The sequence below is a fragment of the Paenibacillus sp. RU5M genome, assembly GCF_900221055.1.
Lineage (GTDB): Bacteria > Bacillota > Bacilli > Paenibacillales > Paenibacillaceae > Paenibacillus > Paenibacillus marchantiae.
In genome coordinates, this window is the sequence record NZ_OBQM01000014.1 from 24,972 (window position 1) to 50,686 (window position 25,715).

A 25,715-nucleotide genomic window follows, 5' to 3' on the forward strand; every position below is an offset into this window, starting at 1 on the left:
GGGGTGTCATCTTTTTTTGCGCATTTTTGGCATAAACGACATGAAACTACATATTGAGAAGTGGGCCTTAAGATGTGGTATACTGGAGAGTATGAATGAAAGCAAAGAGGAGGTGCCTTGGAAGATGAAGGGCAAGCTACTGCGGGCTGAGGGACACCTTGCCAATGTAATACCGATTCACTTGGATGCTTCTTTCTTTTTTGAGAGAGCTGTCCGCTCGCTGGACCGTAATCACGTCGACAAGGCATTAAAATATTTTCGTAAAGCTGTTGAATATGAACCGGAAAATCCGGTGAATCATTGTAATATGGCGGGTATATTATCAGAGAAGGGGGATTACGAGGCTTCCAATGCCGTTCTTGCGCATGTGCTCGACGTGGTAGATCCGTCCATGACGGAATGTTACTTCTACATGGCGAACAATTATGCGAATATGGATCGGTTTGAAGAAGCTGAGCAAGCGCTTGTTACGTATTTGGAGGAGGATACCCAAGGTCAGTTTATGACGGAAGCGGAAGAGATGATGGAGCTTCTGTACTACGAGCTGGATCGACCAGCCAAACTGAACCGGATCAAATCACGTAAAGGTGTCGTTGAGCACGATCAGGCGCGGGAATTGTTGGAACAAGGGAAGTTTGCACAGGCGGCTGAGCTGCTGGAAGGCATGTCACCCGATTATCCTGATTATTTGGCTGCTCGCAACAACTTGGCGCTTGCCTATTATTATATGGGGCTGTTTCCCAAAGCGAAAGAGACGATTGCCGAGGTACTGGAGCAGGAGCCTGGTAATTTGCACGCACTGTGTAATCTGGCGATCTTTCACCAGAACGAGAATCGAGCCGACCAAGTGCTGCTTCTGATCAAAAAATTGCGTGTCATCGTGCCTTTCCAGCACGAACAGGTCTACAAACTGGCTACCACGATGGGTATCCTGGGTCAACATGATACGGCTTATGTACATTTCCGTCGCCTGTTGAAGGATGAAGAAACCGCTGCGGACCCAGCTCTCGCACATTATGCGGCAGTCGCAGCTTATAATACCGAACGTTACGATTCCGCTGAACGTCTGTGGCGTCATGTAGGCAAGCTGGATCCAGGTTCGGAAGTATCCCGGTACTATCTGTCGGGTCTTGAGGCTGTGAGACAGGGAGAGAAAGATCCGGAGAAACTCAGTTATCACTATCATCTGCCATTTGACGAGCAATTCAGACAATGGGAGAACTATGGCAACGGCATACCTGAAGAGATGAAAAATGATCCCTTGATCCGTTCCTCTTTCTTCTGGGCGTTGCGACATGGGGATCGGGCAACTAAGCTCCAGGTCATTCATGCTCTTGGCATGATTGGTGATTACGAGGTGCAGCAGGCGCTGCAATCCTTTATCGAGGAACCTGGTGAAGATCAGGATCTGGTGGAAGCCGCTCGTTCCGTATTAAACGGTCTTGGTTCAGAAGGAACTAAGCAGGATAATTCTCCTGTTTTACGACCGCTAACTGCGTTGAGCAAACGCACTATTCCGAAGATCGAGTCGATGACGGAACAAACGGAGACGAAAGCTTCTTCGCATTGGCAGGCGGTCGTGGACCGTGCGTTACAGATGTCTGAAGCCAAAGCCGAATTGCAGCAAGAAATGGAGCGGTTGTGGACCGACTATGTATCTCGCGTACACCTGGAGGTGCCTGGCACGAAGCAAATTGAAGGCTTGGCTGCAGGATTGGAATATCTGGCTGCTAAAATTCATAGTCGTCCAGTGACCTACCAAAGCATAGCCGACCGGTATGGCATATCAGCTGCCACAGTCAGCAAATATGCACGGCAAATCAATAAAGTGTGCAATTCCAACCCACCGGTCCAGTAAATGTTCCTTGAAATTCTCGCTTTGGGATAGACTTCATTGCGTGAAGGATACATAAGCCTGGAAAACGGGTAAACTTAACGAATAGGTCTCGACATGCCTGTAGGATATCATCATAGCAAGTTAATCGCCACTCAACACACTCTCAACCTTATTAAGGAGGCTGTATCTATATGTCTAAATACAGAACGATTGTGATCGGAACCGGACCTGCGGGTCTGACAGCAGCGATATATCTGGCTCGTGCTAATCTTAACCCACTGGTTATCGAAGGTCTTCAGCCGGGTGGTCAATTGACGACGACAACGGAAGTTGAGAATTTCCCTGGTTTTCCGCAAGGCATTATGGGTCCGGAACTGATGGACAATATGCGCAAGCAAGCGGAGCGTTTTGGAGCTGAGTTCAAAAATGGTTGGGTGGAAGAAGTAGATTTCAGTAAACCGCCCTTCAAGGTTAAAGTTGGAGGCATCGGTGAACTGGAAGCCGAATCAATCATTATCTCTACCGGTGCATCGGCCCGTTATCTCGGTATTCCCGGAGAGCAGGAGAATGTGGGACGTGGGGTAAGTACATGTGCCACCTGTGACGGATTCTTTTTCCGTGGTAAAAAGATCGTCGTTGTTGGCGGTGGAGACTCCGCTATGGAGGAAGCCAGCTTCCTGACCCGTTTTGCAACAGACGTTACCTTGGTTCACCGCCGGGACGAATTACGTGCATCGAAAATTATGCAGGATCGGGCTCGCAGCAACGAGAAGGTGAAATGGGCTTTGAACCGTACACCGCTCGAAGTTGTGCCTGAGGCTCTTGGTGTTAAAGGGCTTAAGGTACGTAATAACGAGACTGGACAGGAAGAATTGCTTGAAGCCGATGGCGTATTCATTGCCATTGGACATACACCGAATACGGGTTTCCTGAGCAACCAGATTACTTTGGATGAACACGGCTATGTTGTCGTTAAACCGGGTACAACCGAGACCAACATTCCGGGTGTGTTCGCCTGTGGTGATGTTCAGGATACGAAGTATCGTCAGGCCATTACAGCAGCAGGTTCAGGGTGTATGGCCGCAATGGACTGCGAGAAATTCCTTGAAGGCAGTATTGTGCATGACTGGAGCGAAACACTGGATAAGTAAGCATGAAAAGGGTATGGTTTGGCATAAATTAAGTAGAAGAGACAACGGGAAGTCTCATAATGTGAGAAGCCGGAAGGCTTCTCTTTTTTTGAAACCAAAGTGGGCATGAGATCGTATACATAATGGGCATATTAGCTGTGAGGTGAAGACTTTGGGGGAAATGATAAAAGATTGGTTACAGAATGCAACAGTGCGGCGATTTTTGATCCTGCTGTTGTTTTGTTTGGTTCTATTCAGCATGGGGAGTATGCTGCACATGATTTTGCTGTTATTCCTGGTGACGTATGTCATGAACAGGTTGCAGCATTTTATCACAGAGAAGTTAAATCGTTTATTTCCGGTTAACTATAAAGTTGTAGTCATCCTGCTCTATCTTATCGTTATTGCAGCCATTGTACTGGGCATCTCCAAGTATTCACCACGAATTGTGGATCAGGTCGTTCAGTTAACGAATGAGATCATGAAATTTCTTGATACCGCTGACGGAGATAATTTTGCTTCCAAAATTGCCGGTTATCTTCAATCGTTCGATATCAAAAACTATACCAACGATGCATTGAAGTATATTTTTGCGTTAAGCAAATGGTTGGAGTTCATTCTGTTGGTTATCATCCTGAGTCTGTTCTTCTTGTTGCAGAAGCGGGAGATTTCCAAGTTTACCTCCAAGTTCAAAACAAGCAAAATCGGCTGGTTCTATAATGAAGTGGCCTATCTCGGAGATAAGTTTGTATCTTCTTTTGGTAAAGTAATCGAGGCACAATTGATGATTGCTGTGTTTAATACGGCTTTGACGATCCTAGGATTATGGATACTTGGTTTCCCGTACTTGTTCGCCTTGACCATTCTGGTGTTTATGCTGAGTCTGGTACCCGTTGCGGGGGTTATCATCTCACTAGTTCCGCTGTGTCTGATCGGTTATCAACTGGGAGGATTACAGCTCAGCGTGATCGTGATTATTATGATCATCATTATTCATGCTTTGGAGACGTACTTCCTGAATCCGAAGCTGATGGCGCACAAAACCAAATTGCCGATGTTCTACACGTTTATCGTACTGATTCTGTCTCAACATTTCCTGGGGATCTGGGGGCTTATCATCGGTATACCGATCTTTGTCTTCCTGCTCGATATTCTGGACGTCAACAAGATGGAAAAAACGGAAGAGCCCGTACGTGTGGAAACGAAGCTGTGACCAGTAGCTGAATAGCTGCTGAAGGTATAGGTTGAGGTAATGTTCATAAAAGTAGAGAAACGCCTCCTGTTATGGGAAGGCGTTTTTTGCGCCGTTAGGCTAAGGGTTGCAACAACTGAACCACGAGTGAACTTATCTTGAATCACGTCTGGTCTATAAGATATTTCCATCTTACCGAACTGTCTGAGACGTGATTAGTAAGGATTGTCATGAAATTCAGATGACAATTGTCATCTTTTACGCATGGAACGAGTGGATATGCAATATCATGAGTTGAGGCTTCCTCCTCTATGGAGGAAGGAATGAAGCCTGCGTTTTTAATAGAGACAAATGAGGTTGTATACGTATTCAAAAATAGCCTGTGATGTTGTTCACAATAGCGAGGAAGCTAATCACAGCAAAGGTCTTATCGTCTTGACCCAGGCGTATCCTTCAATTATAGTTGGTACGTAGGATTAAACTATTATAGATAGATAAAGGTGGCTTGTAGCATGTCTGAGAAAATCTACGTTGGGGTCGATCTCGGCGGAACAGCAATCAAGGTCGGTATATGTGATGAACACGGTCAGCTTATGCATACGTATGAAGGACCGACTGAAGTGGATAAGGGCGTTGACACGGTCATTGCCAACATCGAGAAGTATGTCCGTCATATCGTTGCCGAATCGCCTTACAGCTGGGAACAGCTTGAAGGTGTGGGAGCAGGAGTGGCTGGGTTCACCAATGTACGCGAGGGAATTATCGTTCTTGCCCCTAACATTGGATTTCGGAATGTAGCCATTCGTTCGATTTTGGAAGAACGTTTGGGCAAGCCAGTCAAAATAGATAACGATGCAAACGTGGCTGCACTGGGTGAAGCTTGGGCAGGTGCTGGCAAGGGCGTGGACAACTGTGTATGTTATACGCTTGGTACAGGCGTTGGTGGCGGACTGATCTTGAACGGCAAGATCTATCAAGGTTTCTCTGGTATGGCTGGTGAGCTTGGTCATGTCAGTGTTGTTCCTGATCTGGAAGCCATTCAGTGCGGATGCGGCAAAATGGGATGCGTGGAAACTGTATCTTCAGCAACCGGAATTATTCGTATGGCCAAAGACGCTGTAGAGCGTGGAGATCATACATCACTGGCACTCGTGGACAAGATTGCAGCTAAAGAAGTATTTGATGCAGCTAAGGAGGGCGATGAAGTTGCTCTTCGTATCGTCAATCGTGCAGCGTTCTATCTGGGTAAATCAATGGCGGCTGTAGCGGCTGTGATTAACCCTGAGATGTTCATTATCGGTGGCGGTGTATCCAAAGCGGGTAATATTTTGTTTGATGAAGTACGGACTGTATTTGCGAAACTGACACCTGAACCGCTGCAAGAAGGGGTTAAGATTCTTGAAGCAACGCTTGGCAATAATGCAGGTATTGTTGGCGCGGCAGGTCTTCTCTTGCGTTCCTAGTAACCTCGTAACAGTATAATCCGACAGCAATATGATAAGGAGGGGACATTTATGCTTGAAGGTGAAGTTTCACCGGGCACAGGCGCCACGCTCATTATCATTACGGGCATGTCCGGAGCAGGCAAGACGATTGCAGTACAAAGCCTGGAGGATCTTGGTTTCTTCTGTGTGGATAATCTTCCACCGGTATTGATTCCAAAATTTGCGGAGTTGATTGAGCAATCGAACGGCAAAATTGGCAAGGTCGCACTGGTTATCGACCTTCGCGGTCGTGAATTCTTTACGGCTTTGTCCGAGTCACTGAACTATATTAAAGATCATTTTACCATTCATTGTGAAATATTATTCCTGGACGCGACAGACTCTGTATTAGTCCAGCGCTATAAGGAGAGCAGGCGCAGACATCCACTGGCTCCTGAGGGCATGCCGCTGGACGGCATCCGGCTGGAACGTAAGATGCTGGAGGAACTCAAAAATTCCGCTACTCAGGTATTGAATACCAGTACGATGAAGCCTGCTCAACTAAAAGAGCGCATCATATCCCGCTTTTCTCATCTGGAAAGCCATATGCTGTCGGTAAATATTACGTCGTTTGGGTTCAAATACGGTATTCCTATCGATGCGGATCTGGTGTTTGATGTTCGTTTCTTGCCAAATCCGCATTATATTGAACATTTACGTCCGAATACCGGACAGAATAGTGATGTATATGAATATGTTATGAAATGGCCGGAGACGCAGGCGTTTCTGACCAAGCTGCTGGATATGCTGCATTTTCTGATTCCGCAATACCGGAAGGAAGGCAAAAGCCAGGTTATTATTGGAATCGGCTGTACCGGAGGCAAGCATCGTTCGGTAGCAATATCGGAATATTTGGGCAAAATGTTGGGAAGCAGCGAAACTGAGGCTGTTACCGTGAGCCATCGCGACGCCGACCGGGACCGTCATTGAAGAGGGTGAAGGGATGAAAGAAGCCGGACCACGAAGAGAACGTCCGAGAATTGTAGTCATGGGCGGCGGAACCGGATTATCCGTGATGCTGCGCGGTTTGAAGGAAAAGCCGCTAGACATCACGGCCATCGTGACGGTGGCGGATGACGGAGGAAGTTCGGGCATCCTGCGTAATGAGTTGCAAATGCCGCCTCCGGGCGACATTCGTAACGTACTCACGGCGCTAGCAGATGTAGAACCGTTGTTGTCGGATATGCTGAACTATCGCTTCAATACAGGCGCGGGGCTTGCAGGCCACAGCCTGGGTAACTTGATTTTGGCTGCAATGACGGATATATCGGGCGACTTTGTGACCGCTGTGCGGGAACTTAGCCGCGTGTTTGCCGTTCGGGGTGAGGTATTACCCGCAGCCGGGCAGGCCGTTATACTGCATGCAGAGATGGAGGACGGATCGATTGTTACGGGCGAGTCCAAGATCCCTGAAGCTGGATTACGGATCAAACGCGTTTTCCTTGAACCGGATCACGTGGAGCCGTTGCCAGAGGCTGTTGAGGCTATTCGTCAGGCAGACGCCATCCTGATTGGACCAGGTAGTCTCTACACGAGCATTCTGCCCAATCTGCTTGTACCTAAGCTGGCTGAAGCTGTCGTTGAAGCTGACGCAGTAAAAATGTTTATTTGTAATGTGATGACACAGCCAGGAGAGACGGATAATTACACGGTGAGTGACCACCTCAAGGCGGTACATGAACATGTAGGACAACAAATTTTCGACTATGTCATTGTAAATAATGGTGATATTCCGCTGCAAGTGCAGAATAAGTATGCGGAAAAAGGAGCTAAACCAGTTGTGCTGGATATGAATGTGCTGAAGAGTGCCGGCTATCAAGTGGTTGCGGATACGTTGGTCCTATTCCGGACTTATCTGCGTCATGATGCCGACAAGCTGAGCCATCACATCTATCAACTTGTACAAAATTGGATGTTACGGAAGAGGTGAAGTCCCATGTCGTTTGCAGCACAGACCAAAAAAGAACTAACGATGATCGAAAGCGAACCGTGCTGCGAAAAGGCGGAACTTTCAGCCCTCATCCGTATGCTTGGTGCGGTGCAGTTATCGAATAAAAAAGTCATCTTGGATATTTCGACGGAGAATGCCGCCATTGCAAGACGGGCATACTCTCTGCTTAAAAAGCATTTTCAAGTGCATACGGAATTGCTTGTCCGCAAAAAAATGCGGCTGAAAAAGAACAATGTATATATTGTTCGGATTCCAACCATGGTACAGGTGATTTTAAAAGATCTGTACATTGTTTCCGAAGGATTTCTGTTTACTCCAGGGATCAGTGGAGAGCTGTTCAAAAATAACTGCTGTAAACGTGCTTATCTTCGAGGAGCATTTATGGCAGGAGGCTCGGTCAACAATCCCGAAGGTTCGTCCTACCACCTGGAGATTGCGTCCATGTATGAGGAACACTGTCAGGCCCTGGTGGACCTGGCGAATGAATTTCATCTCAATGCCCGGTGTATAGAACGCAAAAAAGGATTCATCCTATACATTAAGGAAGGCGAGAAAATCATTGAACTGCTCAGTATCATTGGTGCACATCAGGCCCTTTTCAAGTTCGAGGATGTGCGTATCATGCGAGATATGCGTAATTCCGTCAACCGAATCGTCAATTGTGAGACGGCGAACCTGAACAAAACGATTGGAGCAGCCGTCAGACAGATCGATAACATCAGATTGTTGCAAAAGGAAGTTGGTCTGGAGTCGTTGCCCGAAAAGCTTCGTGAAGTGGCTGAAGTCAGACTTGCCCATCCGGATATCAACTTGAAGGAAGTAGGCGAACTGCTTAAGGGTACAGTAAGTAAGTCCGGGGTGAATCACCGGCTTCGCAAGATTGATGAGTTGGCAGAGAAGGTTCGTACCGAGCGTTATGGTTAAATGAAGGGTAGGGCTGCTAGCAAAACTGATTGCTTTGGTTTTCGCCTAAAGGTCAACTTAAAGTCAGCCTGTAAAGATCTTGGAGAGCTGCTCAGGTGTAATGAGGTGATGTAAAAAGGCTAAAATGGGTCATAATAATGACATCCAATCACCCTGAGTTTTTTCTTCTAGTGTCCTGCTCTGGTTATATGGTATAATGTTATAAATATAATTGTGTATTTAATGTCCAGATTTCATAATAGGGGGTAAGTTTCCATGACAAAGCACCCGGTAGTTGTCCGTTTGAAAACGGGTCTCCATGCCAGACCTGCGGCACTGTTCGTTCAAGAAGCGAATAAGTACTCATCTGAAGTGTTCGTCGAGAAGGACGACAAAAAAGTAAATGCAAAAAGTATCATGGGGATCATGAGCCTTGCAATCAGTACTGGTACGGAAATCCAGATTAGTGCAGAAGGCGCGGACGCCGAACAGGCTGTAAACGCTTTAGTTAGTCTGGTAAGCAAGGAAGAGCTTGAGAACCAATAAGATATGATTTGAACTCAATGAAGAAGTCCCGAAAGGGGCTTTTTTGCGTTTTATGACTGTCAAGTGCAACATTATGGAATTAAGCCCGTCTGTTAGGTATCAAATCGATTTGAGTTTGTGATGTTAAAACTTAAGGAGGCTAACGTAATGGGTAAATTATGGATGAAACCGCTGGGCGCGGTGATGGTCGCAGGTACATTGCTAGTAGGAGGTACTGCTTGGGTGGCACCTAGTAACTATGCATATGCTGCTGAGGTACAGGGGGTACAGCAAAACGTGATTAACGTTGTGGGTACAGGTGAGATTCAGGTGAAGCCTGACATCGCTTATCTTTCCATTGGAGTGAACAGTACGGCAGATACCGCAGCCTCTGCGCAAAAAGCGAATGCAGCGAAAATTCAAAAGGTTAGCAATCTGCTGAAAAGTACGTGGAAAATCAGTGCGGATGATATTCAAACCAGCCAGTTCTACGTACAGCCTGACTACACGTATAGTGAAAAAGACGGACAGAAGATCAAAGGGTACACAGCTCATCACACATTGACTGTAACTTACCGAGAGATGGACAAGATTGGTGAACTCCTGGATGCTGCTTCCCAAGCTGGTGCCAACAATATTGAAAATGTACGTTTTACGGTAGAAAAACCGGAGAGCTTTGAAGCTCAAGTGATTGAAAAAGCTGTTGCCAATGCTGATGTAAAAGCTGGAGCTATTGCAAAAGCGGTTAAACGTCAACTGGGTGCTGTTCTCTCCGTGAGCCAAGGTGACGCCAATGTACCTGTGTTCTATGCAAGTGAGGCTCTGATGTCTAAAGCGACAGCTGATTCTGCTGGTAGCACAGAAATTGAAACAGGACAGGTTAAAGTAAGCACAACGCTGAATATTACTTATGAAATGAAATAAGTGAAGTAAAGTAAATAAAGGCTGGATGTCCGTTAAAAAATATGCTTGAGCGGGCGAAAGGCAATAATGACAAAGACGTTGTCCATCGGACAGCGTCTTTTTTGTTATAAAGGCGCACTTTGATGAAGTTTGGAAAGAAGAAGTGAAATATGACGAAATGAATTGCTGGTTTTTGGTATCTTTTTTGTCCATTTGTTCGTAACAAAACCTTCATTATAGGCATCTGGATCGAACAACATTGTAACTGGAGCTGTAAACCTTTCCGCAATTGGGTTAATTATAATAAAGAGGTGAGCGTATGAGGCATACGATCAAATCAGGATACATACGCAATGACACTCAAATTTGAATTCGAGAGAGGAGTTTTATATATGACATCATGGAAAAAATGGACTAGTGCACTACTGGCGGCAGGAATTATTGTGGGGAGCGGGGCTGTATGGCAGGATAGTTCTGTACAGGCAGCTTCAGTATCCACTAAAGTGACAACACCTACTGAGGTAACTCTGAAGTCGGGAGGCAAAACTCTTACTCAAAAAGGCCTCCTTCAAGGTGGCTCCACTTGGGTATCGCTTACCGCAGTGAAAGATGTTGCAGGTGGAAGCTTGAAATATGATGCAAAGGCTAAGGAGTACTCCTTAACGGCAGCTAATAATACGATGACCATCAGCCTGATTGATGGGGCACCGAGTGTTAGAATTAATAACTACTATCCACAAGTGGAAGCGAAGCTGATCAATGGCCGATTGTATATTCCGTTTTCTGCAATGAGAGATTATTTGGGTGTTCAGGGCAACTGGGATGGCAAAGCCAAGACACTGACGCTGAGCAAAGTGAAGCAAAATAGCGTGACAGTCAAAGCGGCAACAGTGAAAGTCAGCATCAAGAACGCTGAAGTCGATATTCAATATCCTCAGGTTAGCGGACTGGCTAACGATAAAGCAGAAGCAGCTATCAACAAGGTGCTGAAAGATGAAGTCGATGCTTTTGTAGCAGATTTCAAAAAACAAACTAAGGAATTTGGTGACGCAGCAGCGAACCGTCCATATGCATTTGAGAGTTCTTATGTCGTGACATACAACGAAAATGGTGTGCTTGGACTCATTACGCAAAGTTATCAGGACTATGCAGGCGCACATGGCATGACGTTCCGTTCAGGTCATACCTTTGCTCTGGATTCCGGCAAGGAATTGAGTCTGGATGATGTAATTCAAAATAACAAAACCGTGCGTCAGACAGTAAGCAAAAAAGTTGGAGATCAGCTTAAAGCTAGCGGTGGTTACCTTGAAGGCTATAAAGGTCTGAATAAAGATCAGGATTTCTATGTAACACCAACAGGTGTAGTTGTATTCTTCCAGTTGTATGAGTATACAGCTTATGCGGAGGGTTTCCCGGAATTCCCGTTCACATACAAAGAGTTGCTTCCTAAAGGCACAGAGCCGTTCAGTGGCTTAACAGCAGACAAGTAAAGTATTAGATTTTCTATGAAAGTTAAGTGAATCGATTGAATTTGTATCATGCACTTTTAAATTATCTTCAAAAAAAGGACGCCCTCGTCATATTGACGAGAGCGTCCTTTTTTCATATAGCCAACTCAACTGGGCGTTGCCGTTTGAGTTGGCTATATGGTATATCCGTTTAATTCGCGATTCGCCTCGGCTTTAGATGCCTTGGGAACCTACGTTTTCAATAACTTTATCAATGATACCGTAATCGGCAGCTTCAGCAGCACTCATAAAGTAGTCACGATCTGTATCTTTCTCGATACGCTCCAGCGGTTGGCCTGAGCGCTCAGCGATGATGCGGTTCAAAGTATCACGCATTTTCAGGATGCGGCGGGCACGAATTTCGATGTCCGAAGCTTGACCTTGCGCACCACCAAGTGGTTGGTGAATCATGATTTCGCTGTTAGGCAATGCAAAACGTTTACCTTTGGCACCTGCGTTCAACAGGAATGCACCCATCGAAGCCGCCATACCTACACAGATGGTAGATACATCCGGTTTGATGAATTGCATAGTATCGTAAATCGCCATACCGGCTGTAATGGATCCGCCTGGGCTATTGATGTATAAGTGAATGTCTTTCTCCGGATCTTCCGCAGTAAGGAACAACATCTGTGCCATGATGGAATTCGCCACAACGTCATTTACATCACTGCCAAGGAAGATGATACGATCCTTCAGCAATCTGGAATAGATGTCATAGGCGCGCTCACCGCGGTTGCTCTGTTCAACGACCATTGGAATATAACTCACGTGAAAAACCTCCTCAGAAATGTAAATGTTAATTGGTGTTATATATAAACTGTTACCGTATTACCCACATCATAAACAATTCCAAACAAAAAGTCAAAGAAAGTCAAACTAAGTTTGAAAAAAAAGAAACCTATTCGGTTTCATTGGTTAAGAGTGTTATGAGCTACTAATTAAGAATGGCGCGCCCGCCAAGAATCGAACTTGGATCTCAGGCTTCGGAGGCCTACGTCATATCCATTGGACCACGGGCGCACATTGATTATTGCTGCAAACATAGTTGCATAAAAGCAGTTTTGAAATAGAAGCTTCAAATATGTGACAGCAATAATGATTATAGCTCATGAGTAATTTAATTGCAAGCTGATGTTCGCTGTTTTGGTTTGGATTACCCTGAAATTGATCATGATGAAAATAAGTGGATAAAGAGCGCAAATAGGTAAATGCTAAAAGAGGTTTTGGACATGCCATATGAAAAACCATAGCAAGCAATATGTAGATGAGAATTTTACTTTGCTTCTATATATGGTGTCGAACAGGTTGTTCTCGATCATAGTAGATTGACATTGTGAAAATAGGCGCGTACAAACGCCTGAAACGTGTCGAATTAACGCTTCGAAACACTTGCATGTCACGTCAGTTTTAGGTAGAATAGACGTGGGACTTAAAAAGTTAACCCGGGACGTTTTGGGGCCATGAAAGAAAGCTTGGAACGAGAAGCTTGCGGGAGTGGAAAGCATGCGAACGATTTTAGAAGTGCAAAAGCAGCTTCTGCCTGATCTCATGGATGTCTTGAAGAAGAGGTATACGATTCTGCACCAGATCATGTTATCGGATGTGATCGGACGAAGAACGTTAGCTAATTCCATGCAGATGACCGAGCGGGTTCTGAGGGCTGAGACCGATTTGTTAAAGGCTCAGGGACTTATTGAAATTGACAGTGCAGGCATGAAGATCAGTGAGGCAGGGCATGAATTGCTGCAGCAGTTGGAACCCGTCGCCAAAGAGCTGTTCGGATTATCCGAACTGGAAGAGCGCATCAAGCAAGCCTACGGTCTGCAAAAGGTAGTTGTGGTTCCTGGTGATTCGGACATTTCTCCATTTGCCAAACGGGAACTGGGTAGAGCCGGAGCGAAGGCTCTGGGTAATATTATGACTGATAACGATGTTGTCGCCGTAACTGGCGGTTCAACAACGGCTGGAGTCGCAGAGCAACTGACTCCGCCAACATCGCTGAAAGGTGTCTGGTTTGTACCGGCACGCGGTGGGCTGGGAGAAAGCCTCGAAATTCAGGCCAATACAATTGCATCCACGATGGCAAAACGGGTAGGGGCCCAATACAAACTCCTGCATGTACCGGATTTGCTTAGTGATCATGCCTACGAATCACTAATCCAGGACCCAAGTGTTCAGGAGATTCTGCAGCTGATTCGAAAATCGCGGATCGTCATTCATGGAATCGGTGATGCCGTAGAGATGGCACGGCGCCGTAAACTTGCGACAGAGATCATAGATGAACTTCAGGCGCAAGGGGCCGTATCTGAATCCTTCGGTTATTACTTTAATGATCAGGGTGAGGTGGTACACACCATGCTTACGCTGGGCATGCGACTCCAGGATATTGAACGAACCGATGTCGTGATCGGAATTGCAGGTGGCAAAAGCAAAGCTGCTGCTATTCACTCCGTGCTGCGATTTGGCCAGGAAGATATTCTGATTATTGACGAGGCTGCTGCCGAAGTCATCGTTGCCGAAATGGAATAAGAGTTTACTTTTCACCACAACCATTGTTGTCTTGACGGACTTCACGGTCTGTCTTGAATATATAAGTTTCATAAAAAAAATTAATCAAAACTTGGGAGGAACTTACTCATGATTAAAGTAGGTATTAACGGTTTTGGACGTATTGGACGCTTGGCATTCCGCCGTATTCAAAATGTAGAGGGCATTGAAGTAGTAGCAATCAACGACTTGACTGATGCTAAAATGCTGGCTCATTTGCTCAAATATGATACAACTCAAGGTCGCTTCGATGGCGATGTTGAAGTACACGATGGCTTCTTCAAAGTGAACGGTAAAGAAGTTAAAGTATTGGCTAACCGTAACCCAGAAGAACTTCCTTGGGGCGACCTGGGCGTAGATATCGTTCTGGAATGTACTGGTTTCTTCACAACTAAAGAAGCAGCTGAGAAACACCTGAAAGGTGGAGCTAAGAAAGTTGTTATCTCCGCACCAGCTACTGGCGACATGAAAACCATCGTTTACAACGTAAACCATGAAATCCTCGACGGTACTGAAACTGTAATCTCCGGCGCATCTTGCACAACAAACTGCCTGGCACCTATGGCAAAAACACTGCAAGACAAATTCGGAATCGTTCAAGGTTTGATGACTACAATTCACGCTTACACTGGCGACCAAAACACTTTGGATGCTCCACACCCTAAAGGTGACTTCCGTCGTGCTCGCGCAGCAGCTGAAAACATCATCCCTAACACAACTGGTGCTGCTAAAGCAATCGGTCTGGTTATTCCAGAACTGCAAGGTATCCTCGACGGTGCAGCTCAACGTGTGCCAGTAGCTACTGGTTCCCTGACTGAGCTCGTAACTGTTTTGAACAAAAAAGTAACTGCTGAAGAAGTTAACGCAGCTATGAAAGAAGCTTCCGATCCACAAACTTTCGGATACACTGAAGACGAAATCGTATCTTCCGATATCCAAGGTATCACTTTCGGTTCCCTGTTTGATGCAACTCAAACTAAAGTTCTGACTGTTGGCGACCAACAATTGGTTAAAACTGTAGCTTGGTATGACAATGAAATGTCCTACACTGCTCAACTGGTTCGCACTTTGGAGCACTTTGCAAAAATGATTAAGTAATATCTGCAATAACATAGAGCGGAAACAGATGCTATTGTTTCCGCTCTTTATATATCAACATTTTGCAAATTTCTCAAAAACACCAGGATTGACAAGGGATTTCAGCTCTTGATTGGTCCACCAAATACATGGGTGCGGAGGAAATACAGATGAACAAAAAAAGTGTACGCGATATCGAATTGACAGGAAAACGGGCTTTTGTCCGTGTAGATTTTAATGTGCCGCTCGAAGATGGTAAAATTACAGATGACAAACGTATTCGTGCCACGCTTCCTACGATCAACTACTTGATCGAAAAAGGCGCTAAAGTTATTTTGGCAAGCCACATGGGCCGTCCAAAAGGCGAAGTGGTTGAATCCATGCGTTTGACTCCAGCTGCTGAGCGTTTGTCCGAATTGCTCGGTAAAAAAGTCGTTAAAGCGGATGATTCCGTTGGCGAAACAGTAAAAGCTCAAATCGCTGAACTGAACAATGGCGACGTATTGTTGCTTGAGAACGTTCGTTTCCACGCAGGCGAAGAGAAAAACGATCCTGAATTGGCAAAACAATTTGCTGAACTGGCTGACGTATTCGTTAACGATGCATTCGGCGCAGCTCACAGAGCACACGCTTCGACAGAAGGTATCGCTCATTTGTTGCCAGCAGTATCCGGTCTATTGATGGAGAAAGAACTTGAAGTGTTGGGCAAAGCAATCTCCAACCCTGAGCGTCCTTTCACAGCAATCATCGGTGGTTCCAAAGTTAAAGACAAAATCGATGTGATCGACAACCTGTTGAACATTGCAGACAACGTAATCATCGGTGGCGGCCTGACTTACACGTTCTTCAAAGCACAAGGACATGAAATCGGACAATCTCTGTTGGATGATTCCAAACTGGACGTTGCTCTTGGTTTCATTGAAAAAGCGAAAAAATTGGGCAAAAACTTCTACCTGCCGGTAGATATCGTTGTATCTGACGACTTCAGTGCAAGTGCAAACACACAAATCGTTGGTATCGACGGCATCCCTGCAGACTGGGAAGGCGTGGACATCGGACCGAAAACTCGTGCAATCTATGCTGAAGTGATCAAAAACTCCAAGCTGGTTGTATGGAACGGACCAATGGGCGTATTCGAAATTGAGCCTTTCTCTAACGGTACACGTGAGGTTGCTGAAGCTTGTGCAGAGACAGAAGCATACACCATCATTGGTGGTGGTGACTCCGCAGCAGCAGCTGAGAAGTTCAAATTGGCTGACAAAATGGACCACATCTCTACAGGTGGCGGTGCATCGCTCGAGTTCATGGAAGGCAAAGTGCTTCCTGGCGTAGTTGCATTGAACGACAAGTAAGCTTTAAGCTATAGCATGAAGGAGTTGAAAACCATGAGAACACCGATTATCGCAGGTAACTGGAAAATGTTCAAAACGGTTTCCGAATCCAATGACTTCATTCAGGAAGTTAAAGGAAAAGCGGAAGTTGAAGGCGTAGAGACTGTTATTTGCGCACCGTTTACGAATCTGCCATCCCTGGTAGAAGCCGTTAAAGGCACAAACATCAAAATTGGTGCACAAAATCTTCATTTTGAAGACAACGGTGCATTCACAGGTGAAATCAGCGGCGTGATGCTGAAAGACCTGGGTGTGGATTACGTCATTATTGGTCACTCGGAGCGCCGTCAATATTTTGCGGAAACCGATGAGACTGTCAATAAAAAGTTGCATGCAGCATTCCGTCACGGATTGACTCCAATCTTTTGTCTTGGTGAGACGCTTGAAGAGCGCGAAGCTGATCAAACGAAAGACGTGTGCAAAGTGCAAACGGAAGCTGCTTTTGCAGGTCTGTCCGCAGATCAGGCAGCACAAGTGGTTATCGCTTATGAGCCAATCTGGGCGATTGGTACAGGCAAATCCTCCACTTCCCAAGATGCGAATGAAGTTATTGCTTACATTCGTACGCTGGTGAAGGATCTGTACGACCAAAAGGTAGCAGATGCAGTTCGTATTCAATACGGCGGCAGTGTTAAACCTGAGAACGTAACAGAATACCTCGGACAAAGCGACATCGACGGCGCGCTTGTTGGCGGTGCCAGCTTGCAGCCGGCTTCGTTCATCGCGCTTGTTGAGGGGGCGAAGTAATGACAGCTCCAAAACCTGTAGCACTGATCATTATGGACGGCTTTGGTCTTCGTAACACGGTGGAAGGCAACGCGGTAGCGCAAGCCAAGAAACCGAACTATGACCGTTTTATGAGCCAATTCCCACACACAACTCTCACTGCTTGCGGTGAAGCGGTAGGTTTGCCTGAAGGGCAAATGGGGAACTCCGAGGTAGGTCACCTGAATATTGGTGCCGGCCGGATCGTATACCAGGATTTGACTCGTATCTCCAAATCGATTCGTGACGGTGAATTTTACGACAATGAGACACTCGTTAAAGCTGTTCGCGAAGCGAAACAAAGCGGTAAAAAGCTTCACTTGTATGGTTTGTTGTCCGATGGCGGCGTACATAGTCACATCGACCACTTGTTCGCTATGCTGGATCTCGCCAAAAAAGAAGGAATGAATGACGTATACATTCATGCTTTCATGGATGGCCGTGATGTTATGCCAGATAGCGGTAAAGAGTTCATGCAGAAGCTGATTGCCAAAATCGAGGAAGTCGGTGTAGGACAAATCGCAACGGTTCAAGGTCGCTACTATGCGATGGACCGTGACAAACGTTGGGAACGTGTTGAGAAATCATATCGTGCCATCGTTTATGGTGATGGACCAAAATACACTGATCCACTCAAAGCAGTTGAAGAATCGTATGAAAAATCCGTATTTGACGAATTCGTTGAACCAACGGTTATCGTTAAAGCGGATGGCCAGCCGGTAGGTTTGGTGGAAAGCGGCGATTCCGTCATTTTCCTCAACTTCCGTCCTGACCGTGCGATCCAACTGTCGCAAGTATTCACGAACCAGGATTTCCGTGGTTTCGACCGCGGTCCGAAGTTCCCTGTGGGCTTGCACTTCGTGTGCCTGACCTTGTTCAGCGAGACCGTTGAAGGTTACGTGGCTTACTCGCCTAAAAACCTCGACAACACGCTGGGTGAAGTTCTGGTACAGAACAACAAGAAACAATTGCGTATTGCAGAAACCGAGAAATACCCGCACGTAACCTTCTTCTTCAGCGGCGGCCGTGATGTTGAGCTTCCGGGCGAAACACGCGTGCTGATCAACTCACCAAAAGTTGCAACGTACGACTTGCAGCCGGAGATGAGCGCGTATGAAGTAGCTGACGCATGTGTTCGTGAGATTGAAGCAGACAAACATGACGCCATTATTCTGAACTTCGCTAACCCTGATATGGTTGGACACTCCGGCATGCTGGAGCCTACCATTAAGGCAGTAGAAGTAACAGACGAATGCATGGGCCGTGTTGTGGATGCAGTTCTCGCTAAAGGCGGCGTTGTGCTGATTACTGCGGATCATGGTAACGCGGATATGGTGTTCGATGAGCAAGGACGTCCGTTCACTGCTCACACAACGAACCCGGTTCCACTCATCGTTACAGATGCTAACGTTACCCTGCGTGAAGGCGGAATCCTCGCGGATATCGCTCCAACGATTCTTGACCTGATGCAATTGCCTAAACCGGCTGAAATGACAGGTACATCTGTCATCGCTACCCGTAAATAATATAATTTTAATAGGTTATTGAATAAGGCCTAAGTTGAACCTTAACGAAGCGGGCAGAACCGATCTGTAGAAGCGAAGCGTTCGCCTTTATCACATGATTTCAACTTATAAAAACAAGTTCAAAGAAATCAGGGGATAACAGCGATCGGAAGACGGTACTGCATGCGGAGTGGCCTGGTGAAACTCAACTATTCTGAACGTATTAAAATAAAATTCCAAATTAAAAGGAGATTATCACTCATGACTATTATTTCTGACGTGTACGCTCGCGAAGTCCTCGACTCCCGCGGTAACCCTACAGTTGAAGTTGAAGTATACCTGGAGTCCGGCGCAATCGGACGCGCAATCGTTCCATCTGGTGCATCTACTGGTGCCCACGAAGCTGTTGAGCTTCGCGATGGCGACAAATCCCGTTACCTGGGTAAAGGCGTTCTGCAAGCTGTTAAAAACGTAAACGAAACAATCGCTCCAGAAGTAATCGGTATGGATGCATTGGATCAACTGGGTATCGACAAATTGATGATTACTTTGGATGGTACGCCAAACAAAGGTAAACTGGGTGCTAACGCAATCCTGGCTGTATCCATGGCTGTAGCTCGCGCAGCTGCTGACGCTTTGGATCTGCCATTGTACGTTTACCTGGGCGGATTCAACGCTAAAGTACTGCCAGTACCAATGATGAACATCATCAACGGTGGTGAGCATGCTGACAACAACATCGATGTTCAAGAGTTCATGGTTCTTCCAGTTGGAGCACCAAGCTTCAAAGAAGCTCTTCGCGTAGGTGCGGAAATCTTCCACAACCTGAAATCCGTACTAAGCTCCAAAGGCCTGAACACAGCTGTTGGTGACGAAGGCGGCTTCGCACCGAACCTTGGTTCTAACGAAGAAGCAATCACTACAATCATCGAAGCGATTGAAAAAGCAGGTTACAAACCAGGCGTTGACGTATTCCTGGGTATGGACGTAGCTTCCACTGAGTTCTACAAAGATGGTAAGTACACACTTGCTGGCGAAGGTAAATCTTACACTTCCGCTGAGTATGTTGACCTTCTGGCTTCATGGGTTGAGAAATACCCAATCATCACAATCGAAGACGGTATGTCCGAAGATGACTGGGATGGTTGGAAATTGCTCACTGAGAAATTGGGAGACAAAGTACAACTCGTTGGTGATGACCTGTTCGTAACGAACACAGAGCGTCTGGGTAGAGGTATCGAACAAGGTATCGGTAACTCCATCCTGATCAAAGTTAACCAAATCGGTACATTGACTGAAACATTCGATGCAATCGAAATGGCTAAACGTGCAGGATACACTGCTGTAATCTCCCACCGTTCCGGTGAGTCCGAAGACAGCACAATCGCTGACATCGCTGTTGCAACAAACGCGGGTCAAATTAAAACGGGTGCTCCTTCCCGTACAGACCGTATCGCGAAGTACAACCAATTGCTCCGCATCGAGGATCAACTGGGCGAACTGGCTCAATACAATGGTCTCAAAGGTTTCTACAACCTCAAAAAATAAGTTGTCTTACGACAACTCATGGGCAAGCCGGGTAACCGGCTTGTCTTTTTTATTAAGTTGATTTTAATTACTTAAGAAGATTAAAAGGGTTGAAAATGTTGGCTATATCTCAGTAATTGAGGAAATGCCACTACTTGTATCACGTTAATAGCTGTGTTACAATTAAAATAACTGTTTTTATGGTGAGATGTTATGCCCACATGGGTAGGAGGTGGAAAGAATGGATATTGCTTTGAAATTGCTGCTCGTGGTGTTTTCGATCGGTCTAATCACTGTAGTATTGCTGCAGCACGGGAAAAGCGCTGGTTTGGCGGGTGCCATCTCCGGTGGTGCGGAACATCTTTTCGGTAAAACGAAAGCGCGCGGACTGGATCTTTTCCTGCAACGTGCAACAGTTGTACTGGGTGCAGGATTCTTCATTTTGTCTATCATCGTTACGGTTGTCTCCAAGTAAGAGTTGGAGTGCCTTATGTAACGCGATAGTTTCGAGCAGGAACGCTTGAATGATTAACCTTCGTTTCGAGAAGAAACGGAGGTTTTTTAATAAATTCATTCATGACCAGTCTTTTCCAATGAACTACATGATTCTGATCTTCGATTTCTTCTCACTTCCGTTCGGTTACCTTCCTACATATTCGCCCTGTTCTGGGCCGATTCTTTTCTGTCTTTTCGAGAGCAAAACACATGTAGCATAAATGCTGTTATGATGCATGAAAGCGCGGTTATGCAAGGGGCCATGCATGCTTGGTTTATTTTGCAGGGTACGGATGCGCCGGATTGAATTCGTGTATACTAGGGTATGAGATAGTGAGGCCTGAGTTAAATGGCTTTTCTATTTGTAAGGTTTCTGATACATAGAGAGATGAAACAAGATTACACTTTTATGTTTCCCGAGGTGAATATTAATGATAACAGAACAACAATTGCTCGACTTCATGCGGGAAACCGCTTATAAACCGATGACTTATCAGGAACTGGAACAGCACTTCGAGATTGAAGATGCGGCTGATTTCAAAGCCTTTTTAATTATGCTTAATACGCTGGAGGAATCCGGCAAAGTCTTGCTGACCCGCAATAACCGCTACGGTATGCCAGAACGTATGGATTTGGTGCGCGGACGTTTGCAGGCTCATGCAAAGGGGTTTGCTTTCCTCATCCCTGAGGATCGGGAACATCCGGATGTGTACATCCACGCCAATGACATGAAAAGCGCGATGAACGGAGATACGGTGTTTGTTAAAGTGACTTCTCAAGGTCCTTCCGGTGGGCGTTTGGAGGGTGAGATTGTCCGTATTGTTACCCGTGCTGTCACGCAGGTGGTCGGTGTATTCCAAAGCCACGAGGTATATGGTTTCGTCATTCCGGACGACAAGCGGATTAACCGGGATATTTTCATCCCACGCACGAACTTTAATGGAGCTGTTGATGGGCAAAAAGTTGTTGCGAAAATCGTCAGCTATCCAGAGGGCCGGGCAGCAGCAGAAGGTGAAGTGATCGAGATTCTCGGTCATAAGGATGAACCGGGCATTGATATTTTGTCAGTGATCCGTAAACATCAGCTGCCTGAAGCTTTCCCGGATGAAGTGGTGGAAGAATCCGAAAAAGCACCTGATGCCATTACGGAAGAAGAAATTATCCAGCAAGGTCGCCGTGATCTGCGGGGCCTGAATATCGTTACGATTGATGGCGAAGATGCGAAGGATCTCGATGACGCTGTCAATGTGGAGAAACTACCTAACGGTAACTATCGTCTGGGCGTTCATATTGCCGATGTAGGCTATTATGTGCAGGAGAACTCCAAGTTGGATCAGGAAGCGTACAATCGGGGATGCAGCGTGTATCTGGTGGACCGTGTTATTCCGATGCTTCCGCAACGGTTGTCCAACGGGATATGTAGTTTGAACCCGCAGGTAGACCGCTTGACCCTGTCTTGTGAGATGGAGTTCAACGACCAGATGAAGGTTGTAAAACACGACATTTTCACAAGTGTGATCAAGACCAAAGAGCGGATGACGTATTCCAACGTTCGTAAAATTCTTGAAGGTGAAGAGCCTGAATTGTTGGAGCGTTACAAGGACCTGGTGGATGATTTCCACTTGATGAAAGAGATTGCCTTGAAACTTCGTGCGATGCGTATGCGCCGCGGTGCGGTTGACTTTGATTTTGAAGAATCCAAAATCATTGTGGATGAAGAATGCAAACCAGTCGATATCGTGAAACGGGAGCGTTCGATTGCGGAGCAAATCATTGAGGAATTCATGCTGGCAGCCAATGAAACGGTAGCAGAGCATTTCCACTGGTTGAAGGTTCCTTTCATCTATCGTGTGCATGAAGATCCAGATCAGGAAAAACTGCAAAATTTTCTCGCCTTTGCGGCGAATTTCGGACACCACGTCAAAGGACGTGGCAACGCGATTCATCCACGGGCGCTTCAATCCCTGCTTGAGGATATTAATGGAACGAAGGAACAAACGGTTATCAGTACAATGATGCTGCGTTCCATGAAACAGGCGAAGTATGATTCTGAGATGTCTGGTCACTTTGGTCTGGCGGCAGAGTTCTACAGTCACTTCACATCACCGATCCGTCGTTATCCCGACCTCGTCATTCACCGTGTTATTCGGGAAGTGATTGAGAACAATGGGGCTTTGCCTGAGAACCGTCAGGAGTATTTGGCTGGACGTATGGCAGATATTGCTCAACAGTCTTCGGAACGTGAGCGTGTGGCGGTTGAAGCTGAGCGCGATACAGAGAAAATGAAGAAAGCTGAGTACATGCTCGATAAAGTCGGCGAAGAGTTCGAAGGCATGATCAGCAGTGTAACCAGCTTCGGTATGTTCATTGAACTGGAAAATACGGTAGAGGGTCTGATTCGCCTGAGTGCGCTCACAGACGACTATTACCATTTTGACGATCAACATATGGCTCTGATTGGCGAACGTACCTCCAAAGTCTTCCGCATCGGTGATGAGGTGAAGATTCGTGTGGCGCGTGTGAGCATGGAAGAGTACACGATTGACTTTGAAATGGTTGACATGAAACCTCGCGGCGAACGTCCAGGTGGCTTCAGTGGTGGACGTGGCGGTAAAGGTGGACGTCCTGCTGGTGGTGGTGGACGTGGCGGCGTGAAGAGTGGTTCCGGTGGATTCAGTGGCTCGCGTGGTGGTAAAGGCGCCCCAACGGGTGCTGGAGGTAGCCGTGGTGGCAGATCAGCCGATGAGAGCAGCAAAGGCGGACGTGGCGGTCGTAGCGGAGCTTCGAACACAGCAGGAAGCGCGGGTGGCAAAGGTGGCGGCAAACCGAGAGGTGAGCGTCGTGCTGGAGATGCCGGCGGATCAGCAGGCCGGAGCAAGGGAGCGGTAAGCTTTGGCTTTGGCTCGGGCAAAGGCGGATATAGCTCTACAGCGGGTGGCCAGGAAGGCACTTCAGCTAGTGGACAAGGGAATGGTCTGAACAGCGGCAGCAGTCGCGGTGAAGGGAGCTTCAAATCCGGTAAAGGCGGAGGCAAAGGTGGCAAAGGCGGTAGTGGACGCAAAAACACCTCACCTAGCGGTGTGTTTATCGGAGAAGGAGCAACACCGGGCGGTGTTCAGGAAGGCGGAGCACCACGCCGTAAGCGCAAGAAGAGTAAAGGCGCACCAGCCAACGGAACGGCGGCTTTTGTACGGAAGAAGAAAAAGTAATCGCGTTTCGCTGAGCATGAAATGAGTGTAATGGGAAGGGGCGGCGCAGACCGCCTCTTTCTTGATTTTAACAGCGGTCCTTGCTACAATTAAGGTCTGGCATGTGGTACCTAGGAAATGTGTGGTGCGCTGCTGTAGAGCATGGTACCGGCTTATTTTACGGAGAAGGAGTGAGGACATGGGCAAGAATGATGGACAGAGTAAAGTGCTTGCACAGAATAAAAAGGCTTCCCATGACTACTTCATTGAAGATACGTATGAAGCGGGCATGGTGCTTACCGGAACGGAGATTAAATCTCTTCGTAACGGCCGTGCGAATATTGGCGATGCATTTGCCACGATTCGGAACGGTGAGATTCATATTCACAATATGCATATTAGTCCTTTTGAACAAGGGAACCGTCATAATCCAATTGATCCAACCCGTACGCGCAAGTTGTTGATGCATAAAGTGCAAATTCACAAACTGCTAGGGCTGTCGAAGCAGGACGGATACAGTATAGTGCCGCTGAAGATCTATATTCGTAACGGGTATGCAAAGCTCTTACTTGGACTGGGTAAAGGTAAGAAGCAGTATGATAAGCGGGAGTCTGCCGCAAAACGCGATGCACAACGTGATATTCAACGGGTACTGCGCGAGAAGCAGAAGGTGGCTCGTTAATTGCGCATGGTAAGTTAGTTAGTGATCAGTGCTTTATGTTAGAAATAAGGATCTCAAGATTTGCCCGTAGTTGGGTAGAGCTTGGGATTTTTTTGATCTGATTAGAGGTTCCTTGTAAGGGGCTGTCAGATTTTTGTGCTAGGTCTGATATGATATACAACAGTTTGCTACGTAACCTGTCTAATGAAATTGTTAGTAGTGGTGTACCGGGTAGCTTGTGAGGATTGCTGGAAAGAATAATTGCAGTATTTTTGCTGATGGCTGCGTAGTTTGTTGGGATCGTGGGTAAGATAGTTAAGAAAAGTTGTTCATGCTCATGAATTGTCTGCACTTCGGTACTCAACTTTACTTCCCTTGAGGGACGCGGTATAATATGTAGACGCTTGAGCCTCATATGTGTGTTGGATAACATGCGTAGTTGCTTAGCCTGTTGGAACGTCTTCCAGCAATCTGTACTATATCGGTGAATAGTCCTGTGTTATGATGTTCTTGTAGCAGACAGGAATGCCGAGTTTGAAAGAAGCATCTTTTTACTTTGGAGGAAAAAGATGTGCAGCACCTTTGCTCCGTATTCACGGATTAATCCTGGAGCCCTTCTTATATGAGGGGGCGTTTATGGATTCGACGGGGATAGTTCGAGCATGGGTAGCGGGTAGTGGGGACGCGTCCACTTCATCAACGCTAAAGCCTATTAAACGGCAAACAACAAACAAACTACGCTTTCGCAGCCTAAGAAACTGTGTGCGTGCTTCTAACCTGCATCGCCCATGTGACAGGATTAGGGGCTAACAAGTAGTGGGATACGCTGTCACATCTCCGCCTGGGGTGTGCTGAAGAAGACAATCAGGCTGACCCAACGTATAGCCGGTTACGGGGCGATACTCGGGTGACATCAAAACTGTAACTACACCCGTAGAAGCTTATGTGTCGTTATCTTCGGACAGGGGTTCGACTCCCCTCGCCTCCATTAGAGCAAGCAAAAGCCACCAACCAGTGATCTGGATGGTGGCTTTTTAGTTTTTAATATAATAACCTTAACAATAATAAAAACGGAGGTGGTCAAGACGTTTGGAGATCGAAAACAGCTCCAGGAAATTTTAAA

20 protein-coding genes, 1 tRNA gene and 1 other RNA gene are annotated in these 25,715 nt (G+C 46.5%); 20 read left to right on the forward strand and 2 right to left on the reverse strand.

The window, feature by feature from the left end; all coding sequences use genetic code 11:
* Positions 1–124: 124 nt before the first annotated feature.
* The 10 genes from CRO25_RS28425 to CRO25_RS28470 all read left to right on the forward strand — a co-directional run bounded on the left by CRO25_RS28425 (position 125) and on the right by CRO25_RS28470 (position 11,415).
* Complete coding sequence (locus CRO25_RS28425; protein WP_079697310.1) at positions 125–1,858, forward strand: lipopolysaccharide assembly protein LapB; 1,734 nt, start codon at positions 125–127, stop codon at positions 1,856–1,858.
* A 170-nt stretch (positions 1,859–2,028) separates the two neighbouring features.
* Positions 2,029–2,988, forward strand: coding sequence for a thioredoxin-disulfide reductase (gene trxB, locus CRO25_RS28430; protein ID WP_063566502.1), 960 nt, complete (start codon positions 2,029–2,031; stop codon positions 2,986–2,988).
* A gap of 160 nt (positions 2,989–3,148) precedes the next feature.
* A complete protein-coding gene (locus CRO25_RS28435; protein ID WP_072735810.1) occupies positions 3,149–4,180 on the forward strand; it encodes an AI-2E family transporter in 1,032 nt (343 codons plus the stop codon).
* A gap of 491 nt (positions 4,181–4,671) precedes the next feature.
* Positions 4,672–5,622, forward strand: coding sequence for an ROK family glucokinase (locus tag CRO25_RS28440; protein ID WP_064641195.1), 951 nt, complete (start codon positions 4,672–4,674; stop codon positions 5,620–5,622).
* A gap of 51 nt (positions 5,623–5,673) precedes the next feature.
* The gene (rapZ, locus tag CRO25_RS28445; protein WP_053782949.1) at positions 5,674–6,573 is read left to right on the forward strand and encodes an RNase adapter RapZ; all 900 of its coding nucleotides are present in this window, start codon (positions 5,674–5,676) and stop codon (positions 6,571–6,573) included.
* 13 nt (positions 6,574–6,586) lie between these two features.
* Positions 6,587–7,573, forward strand: a complete 987-nt coding sequence (gene yvcK, locus CRO25_RS28450; RefSeq protein ID WP_063566496.1) for a YvcK family protein — start codon at positions 6,587–6,589, stop codon at positions 7,571–7,573.
* A gap of 6 nt (positions 7,574–7,579) precedes the next feature.
* A complete protein-coding gene (gene whiA, locus CRO25_RS28455) occupies positions 7,580–8,518 on the forward strand; it encodes a DNA-binding protein WhiA (protein ID WP_063566495.1) in 939 nt (312 codons plus the stop codon).
* A gap of 255 nt (positions 8,519–8,773) precedes the next feature.
* Positions 8,774–9,043: an HPr family phosphocarrier protein gene (locus CRO25_RS28460; protein WP_017691248.1), complete on the forward strand. Its 270-nt coding sequence runs from the start codon at positions 8,774–8,776 to the stop codon at positions 9,041–9,043.
* A gap of 147 nt (positions 9,044–9,190) precedes the next feature.
* Positions 9,191–9,946 carry an SIMPL domain-containing protein gene (locus CRO25_RS28465; protein WP_064641198.1) on the forward strand — a complete coding sequence of 252 codons (756 nt, stop codon included), beginning with the start codon at positions 9,191–9,193 and terminating at the stop codon, positions 9,944–9,946.
* A 371-nt stretch (positions 9,947–10,317) separates the two neighbouring features.
* The gene (locus CRO25_RS28470; protein WP_072735759.1) at positions 10,318–11,415 is read left to right on the forward strand and encodes a PdaC/SigV domain-containing protein; all 1,098 of its coding nucleotides are present in this window, start codon (positions 10,318–10,320) and stop codon (positions 11,413–11,415) included.
* 192 nt (positions 11,416–11,607) lie between these two features.
* Here CRO25_RS28470 and clpP read toward each other — a convergent pair whose 3' ends face one another.
* Together clpP and CRO25_RS28480 are read right to left on the reverse strand one after the other, a co-directional pair.
* A complete protein-coding gene (gene clpP, locus CRO25_RS28475) occupies positions 11,608–12,204 on the reverse strand; it encodes an ATP-dependent Clp endopeptidase proteolytic subunit ClpP (protein WP_063566492.1) in 597 nt (198 codons plus the stop codon).
* Positions 12,205–12,381: 177 nt separating this feature from the next.
* Positions 12,382–12,456: transfer RNA gene (locus CRO25_RS28480), tRNA-Arg, on the reverse strand.
* Positions 12,457–12,939: 483 nt separating this feature from the next.
* Here CRO25_RS28480 and CRO25_RS28485 point away from each other — a divergent pair.
* The 10 genes from CRO25_RS28485 (at position 12,940) to ssrA (ending at position 25,583) form a co-directional block, all read left to right on the forward strand.
* Positions 12,940–13,965 carry a sugar-binding transcriptional regulator gene (locus tag CRO25_RS28485; protein ID WP_063566491.1) on the forward strand — a complete coding sequence of 342 codons (1,026 nt, stop codon included), beginning with the start codon at positions 12,940–12,942 and terminating at the stop codon, positions 13,963–13,965.
* Between the two features lie 108 nt (positions 13,966–14,073).
* Complete coding sequence (gene gap, locus CRO25_RS28490; protein WP_024629503.1) at positions 14,074–15,081, forward strand: type I glyceraldehyde-3-phosphate dehydrogenase; 1,008 nt, start codon at positions 14,074–14,076, stop codon at positions 15,079–15,081.
* A gap of 149 nt (positions 15,082–15,230) precedes the next feature.
* On the forward strand, positions 15,231–16,412 hold the full coding sequence (gene pgk, locus CRO25_RS28495) for a phosphoglycerate kinase (protein WP_024629502.1): 1,182 nt from the start codon (positions 15,231–15,233) through the stop codon (positions 16,410–16,412).
* Between the two features lie 33 nt (positions 16,413–16,445).
* The gene (gene tpiA / locus CRO25_RS28500) at positions 16,446–17,198 is read left to right on the forward strand and encodes a triose-phosphate isomerase (RefSeq protein WP_063566490.1); all 753 of its coding nucleotides are present in this window, start codon (positions 16,446–16,448) and stop codon (positions 17,196–17,198) included.
* The gene (gpmI, locus tag CRO25_RS28505) at positions 17,198–18,742 is read left to right on the forward strand and encodes a 2,3-bisphosphoglycerate-independent phosphoglycerate mutase (protein WP_063566489.1); all 1,545 of its coding nucleotides are present in this window, start codon (positions 17,198–17,200) and stop codon (positions 18,740–18,742) included. The genes tpiA and gpmI overlap by 1 nt, the downstream gene beginning before the upstream one ends.
* Before the next feature lie 240 nt (positions 18,743–18,982).
* Positions 18,983–20,269, forward strand: a complete 1,287-nt coding sequence (gene eno / locus CRO25_RS28510; protein ID WP_063566488.1) for a phosphopyruvate hydratase — start codon at positions 18,983–18,985, stop codon at positions 20,267–20,269.
* Between the two features lie 220 nt (positions 20,270–20,489).
* Entirely contained in the window at positions 20,490–20,723 is a 234-nt protein-coding gene (secG, locus tag CRO25_RS28515; protein WP_024629498.1) for a preprotein translocase subunit SecG, read from the forward strand.
* 451 nt (positions 20,724–21,174) lie between these two features.
* Positions 21,175–23,952: a ribonuclease R gene (rnr, locus tag CRO25_RS28520; protein ID WP_079697269.1), complete on the forward strand. Its 2,778-nt coding sequence runs from the start codon at positions 21,175–21,177 to the stop codon at positions 23,950–23,952.
* A gap of 178 nt (positions 23,953–24,130) precedes the next feature.
* Positions 24,131–24,613, forward strand: a complete 483-nt coding sequence (gene smpB, locus CRO25_RS28525; protein ID WP_024629496.1) for an SsrA-binding protein SmpB — start codon at positions 24,131–24,133, stop codon at positions 24,611–24,613.
* Between the two features lie 605 nt (positions 24,614–25,218).
* Positions 25,219–25,583: a transfer-messenger RNA gene (gene ssrA, locus CRO25_RS28530) on the forward strand.
* Positions 25,584–25,715 lie beyond the last annotated feature (132 nt).

Coding starts and splice junctions, on each gene's coding strand:
- secG (WP_024629498.1), top strand. CDS start 20,490: ATGGATATTGCTTTGAAATTGCTGCTCGTGGTGTTTTCGATCGGTCTA.
- CRO25_RS28470 (WP_072735759.1), top strand. CDS start 10,318: ATGACATCATGGAAAAAATGGACTAGTGCACTACTGGCGGCAGGAATT.
- eno (WP_063566488.1), top strand. CDS start 18,983: ATGACTATTATTTCTGACGTGTACGCTCGCGAAGTCCTCGACTCCCGC.
- CRO25_RS28465 (WP_064641198.1), top strand. CDS start 9,191: ATGGGTAAATTATGGATGAAACCGCTGGGCGCGGTGATGGTCGCAGGT.
- tpiA (WP_063566490.1), top strand. CDS start 16,446: ATGAGAACACCGATTATCGCAGGTAACTGGAAAATGTTCAAAACGGTT.
- smpB (WP_024629496.1), top strand. CDS start 24,131: ATGGGCAAGAATGATGGACAGAGTAAAGTGCTTGCACAGAATAAAAAG.
- gap (WP_024629503.1), top strand. CDS start 14,074: ATGATTAAAGTAGGTATTAACGGTTTTGGACGTATTGGACGCTTGGCA.
- gpmI (WP_063566489.1), top strand. CDS start 17,198: ATGACAGCTCCAAAACCTGTAGCACTGATCATTATGGACGGCTTTGGT.
- trxB (WP_063566502.1), top strand. CDS start 2,029: ATGTCTAAATACAGAACGATTGTGATCGGAACCGGACCTGCGGGTCTG.
- CRO25_RS28440 (WP_064641195.1), top strand. CDS start 4,672: ATGTCTGAGAAAATCTACGTTGGGGTCGATCTCGGCGGAACAGCAATC.
- pgk (WP_024629502.1), top strand. CDS start 15,231: ATGAACAAAAAAAGTGTACGCGATATCGAATTGACAGGAAAACGGGCT.
- CRO25_RS28425 (WP_079697310.1), top strand. CDS start 125: ATGAAGGGCAAGCTACTGCGGGCTGAGGGACACCTTGCCAATGTAATA.
- rnr (WP_079697269.1), top strand. CDS start 21,175: ATGATAACAGAACAACAATTGCTCGACTTCATGCGGGAAACCGCTTAT.
- CRO25_RS28460 (WP_017691248.1), top strand. CDS start 8,774: ATGACAAAGCACCCGGTAGTTGTCCGTTTGAAAACGGGTCTCCATGCC.
- CRO25_RS28435 (WP_072735810.1), top strand. CDS start 3,149: ATGATAAAAGATTGGTTACAGAATGCAACAGTGCGGCGATTTTTGATC.
- CRO25_RS28485 (WP_063566491.1), top strand. CDS start 12,940: ATGCGAACGATTTTAGAAGTGCAAAAGCAGCTTCTGCCTGATCTCATG.
- rapZ (WP_053782949.1), top strand. CDS start 5,674: ATGCTTGAAGGTGAAGTTTCACCGGGCACAGGCGCCACGCTCATTATC.
- yvcK (WP_063566496.1), top strand. CDS start 6,587: ATGAAAGAAGCCGGACCACGAAGAGAACGTCCGAGAATTGTAGTCATG.
- whiA (WP_063566495.1), top strand. CDS start 7,580: ATGTCGTTTGCAGCACAGACCAAAAAAGAACTAACGATGATCGAAAGC.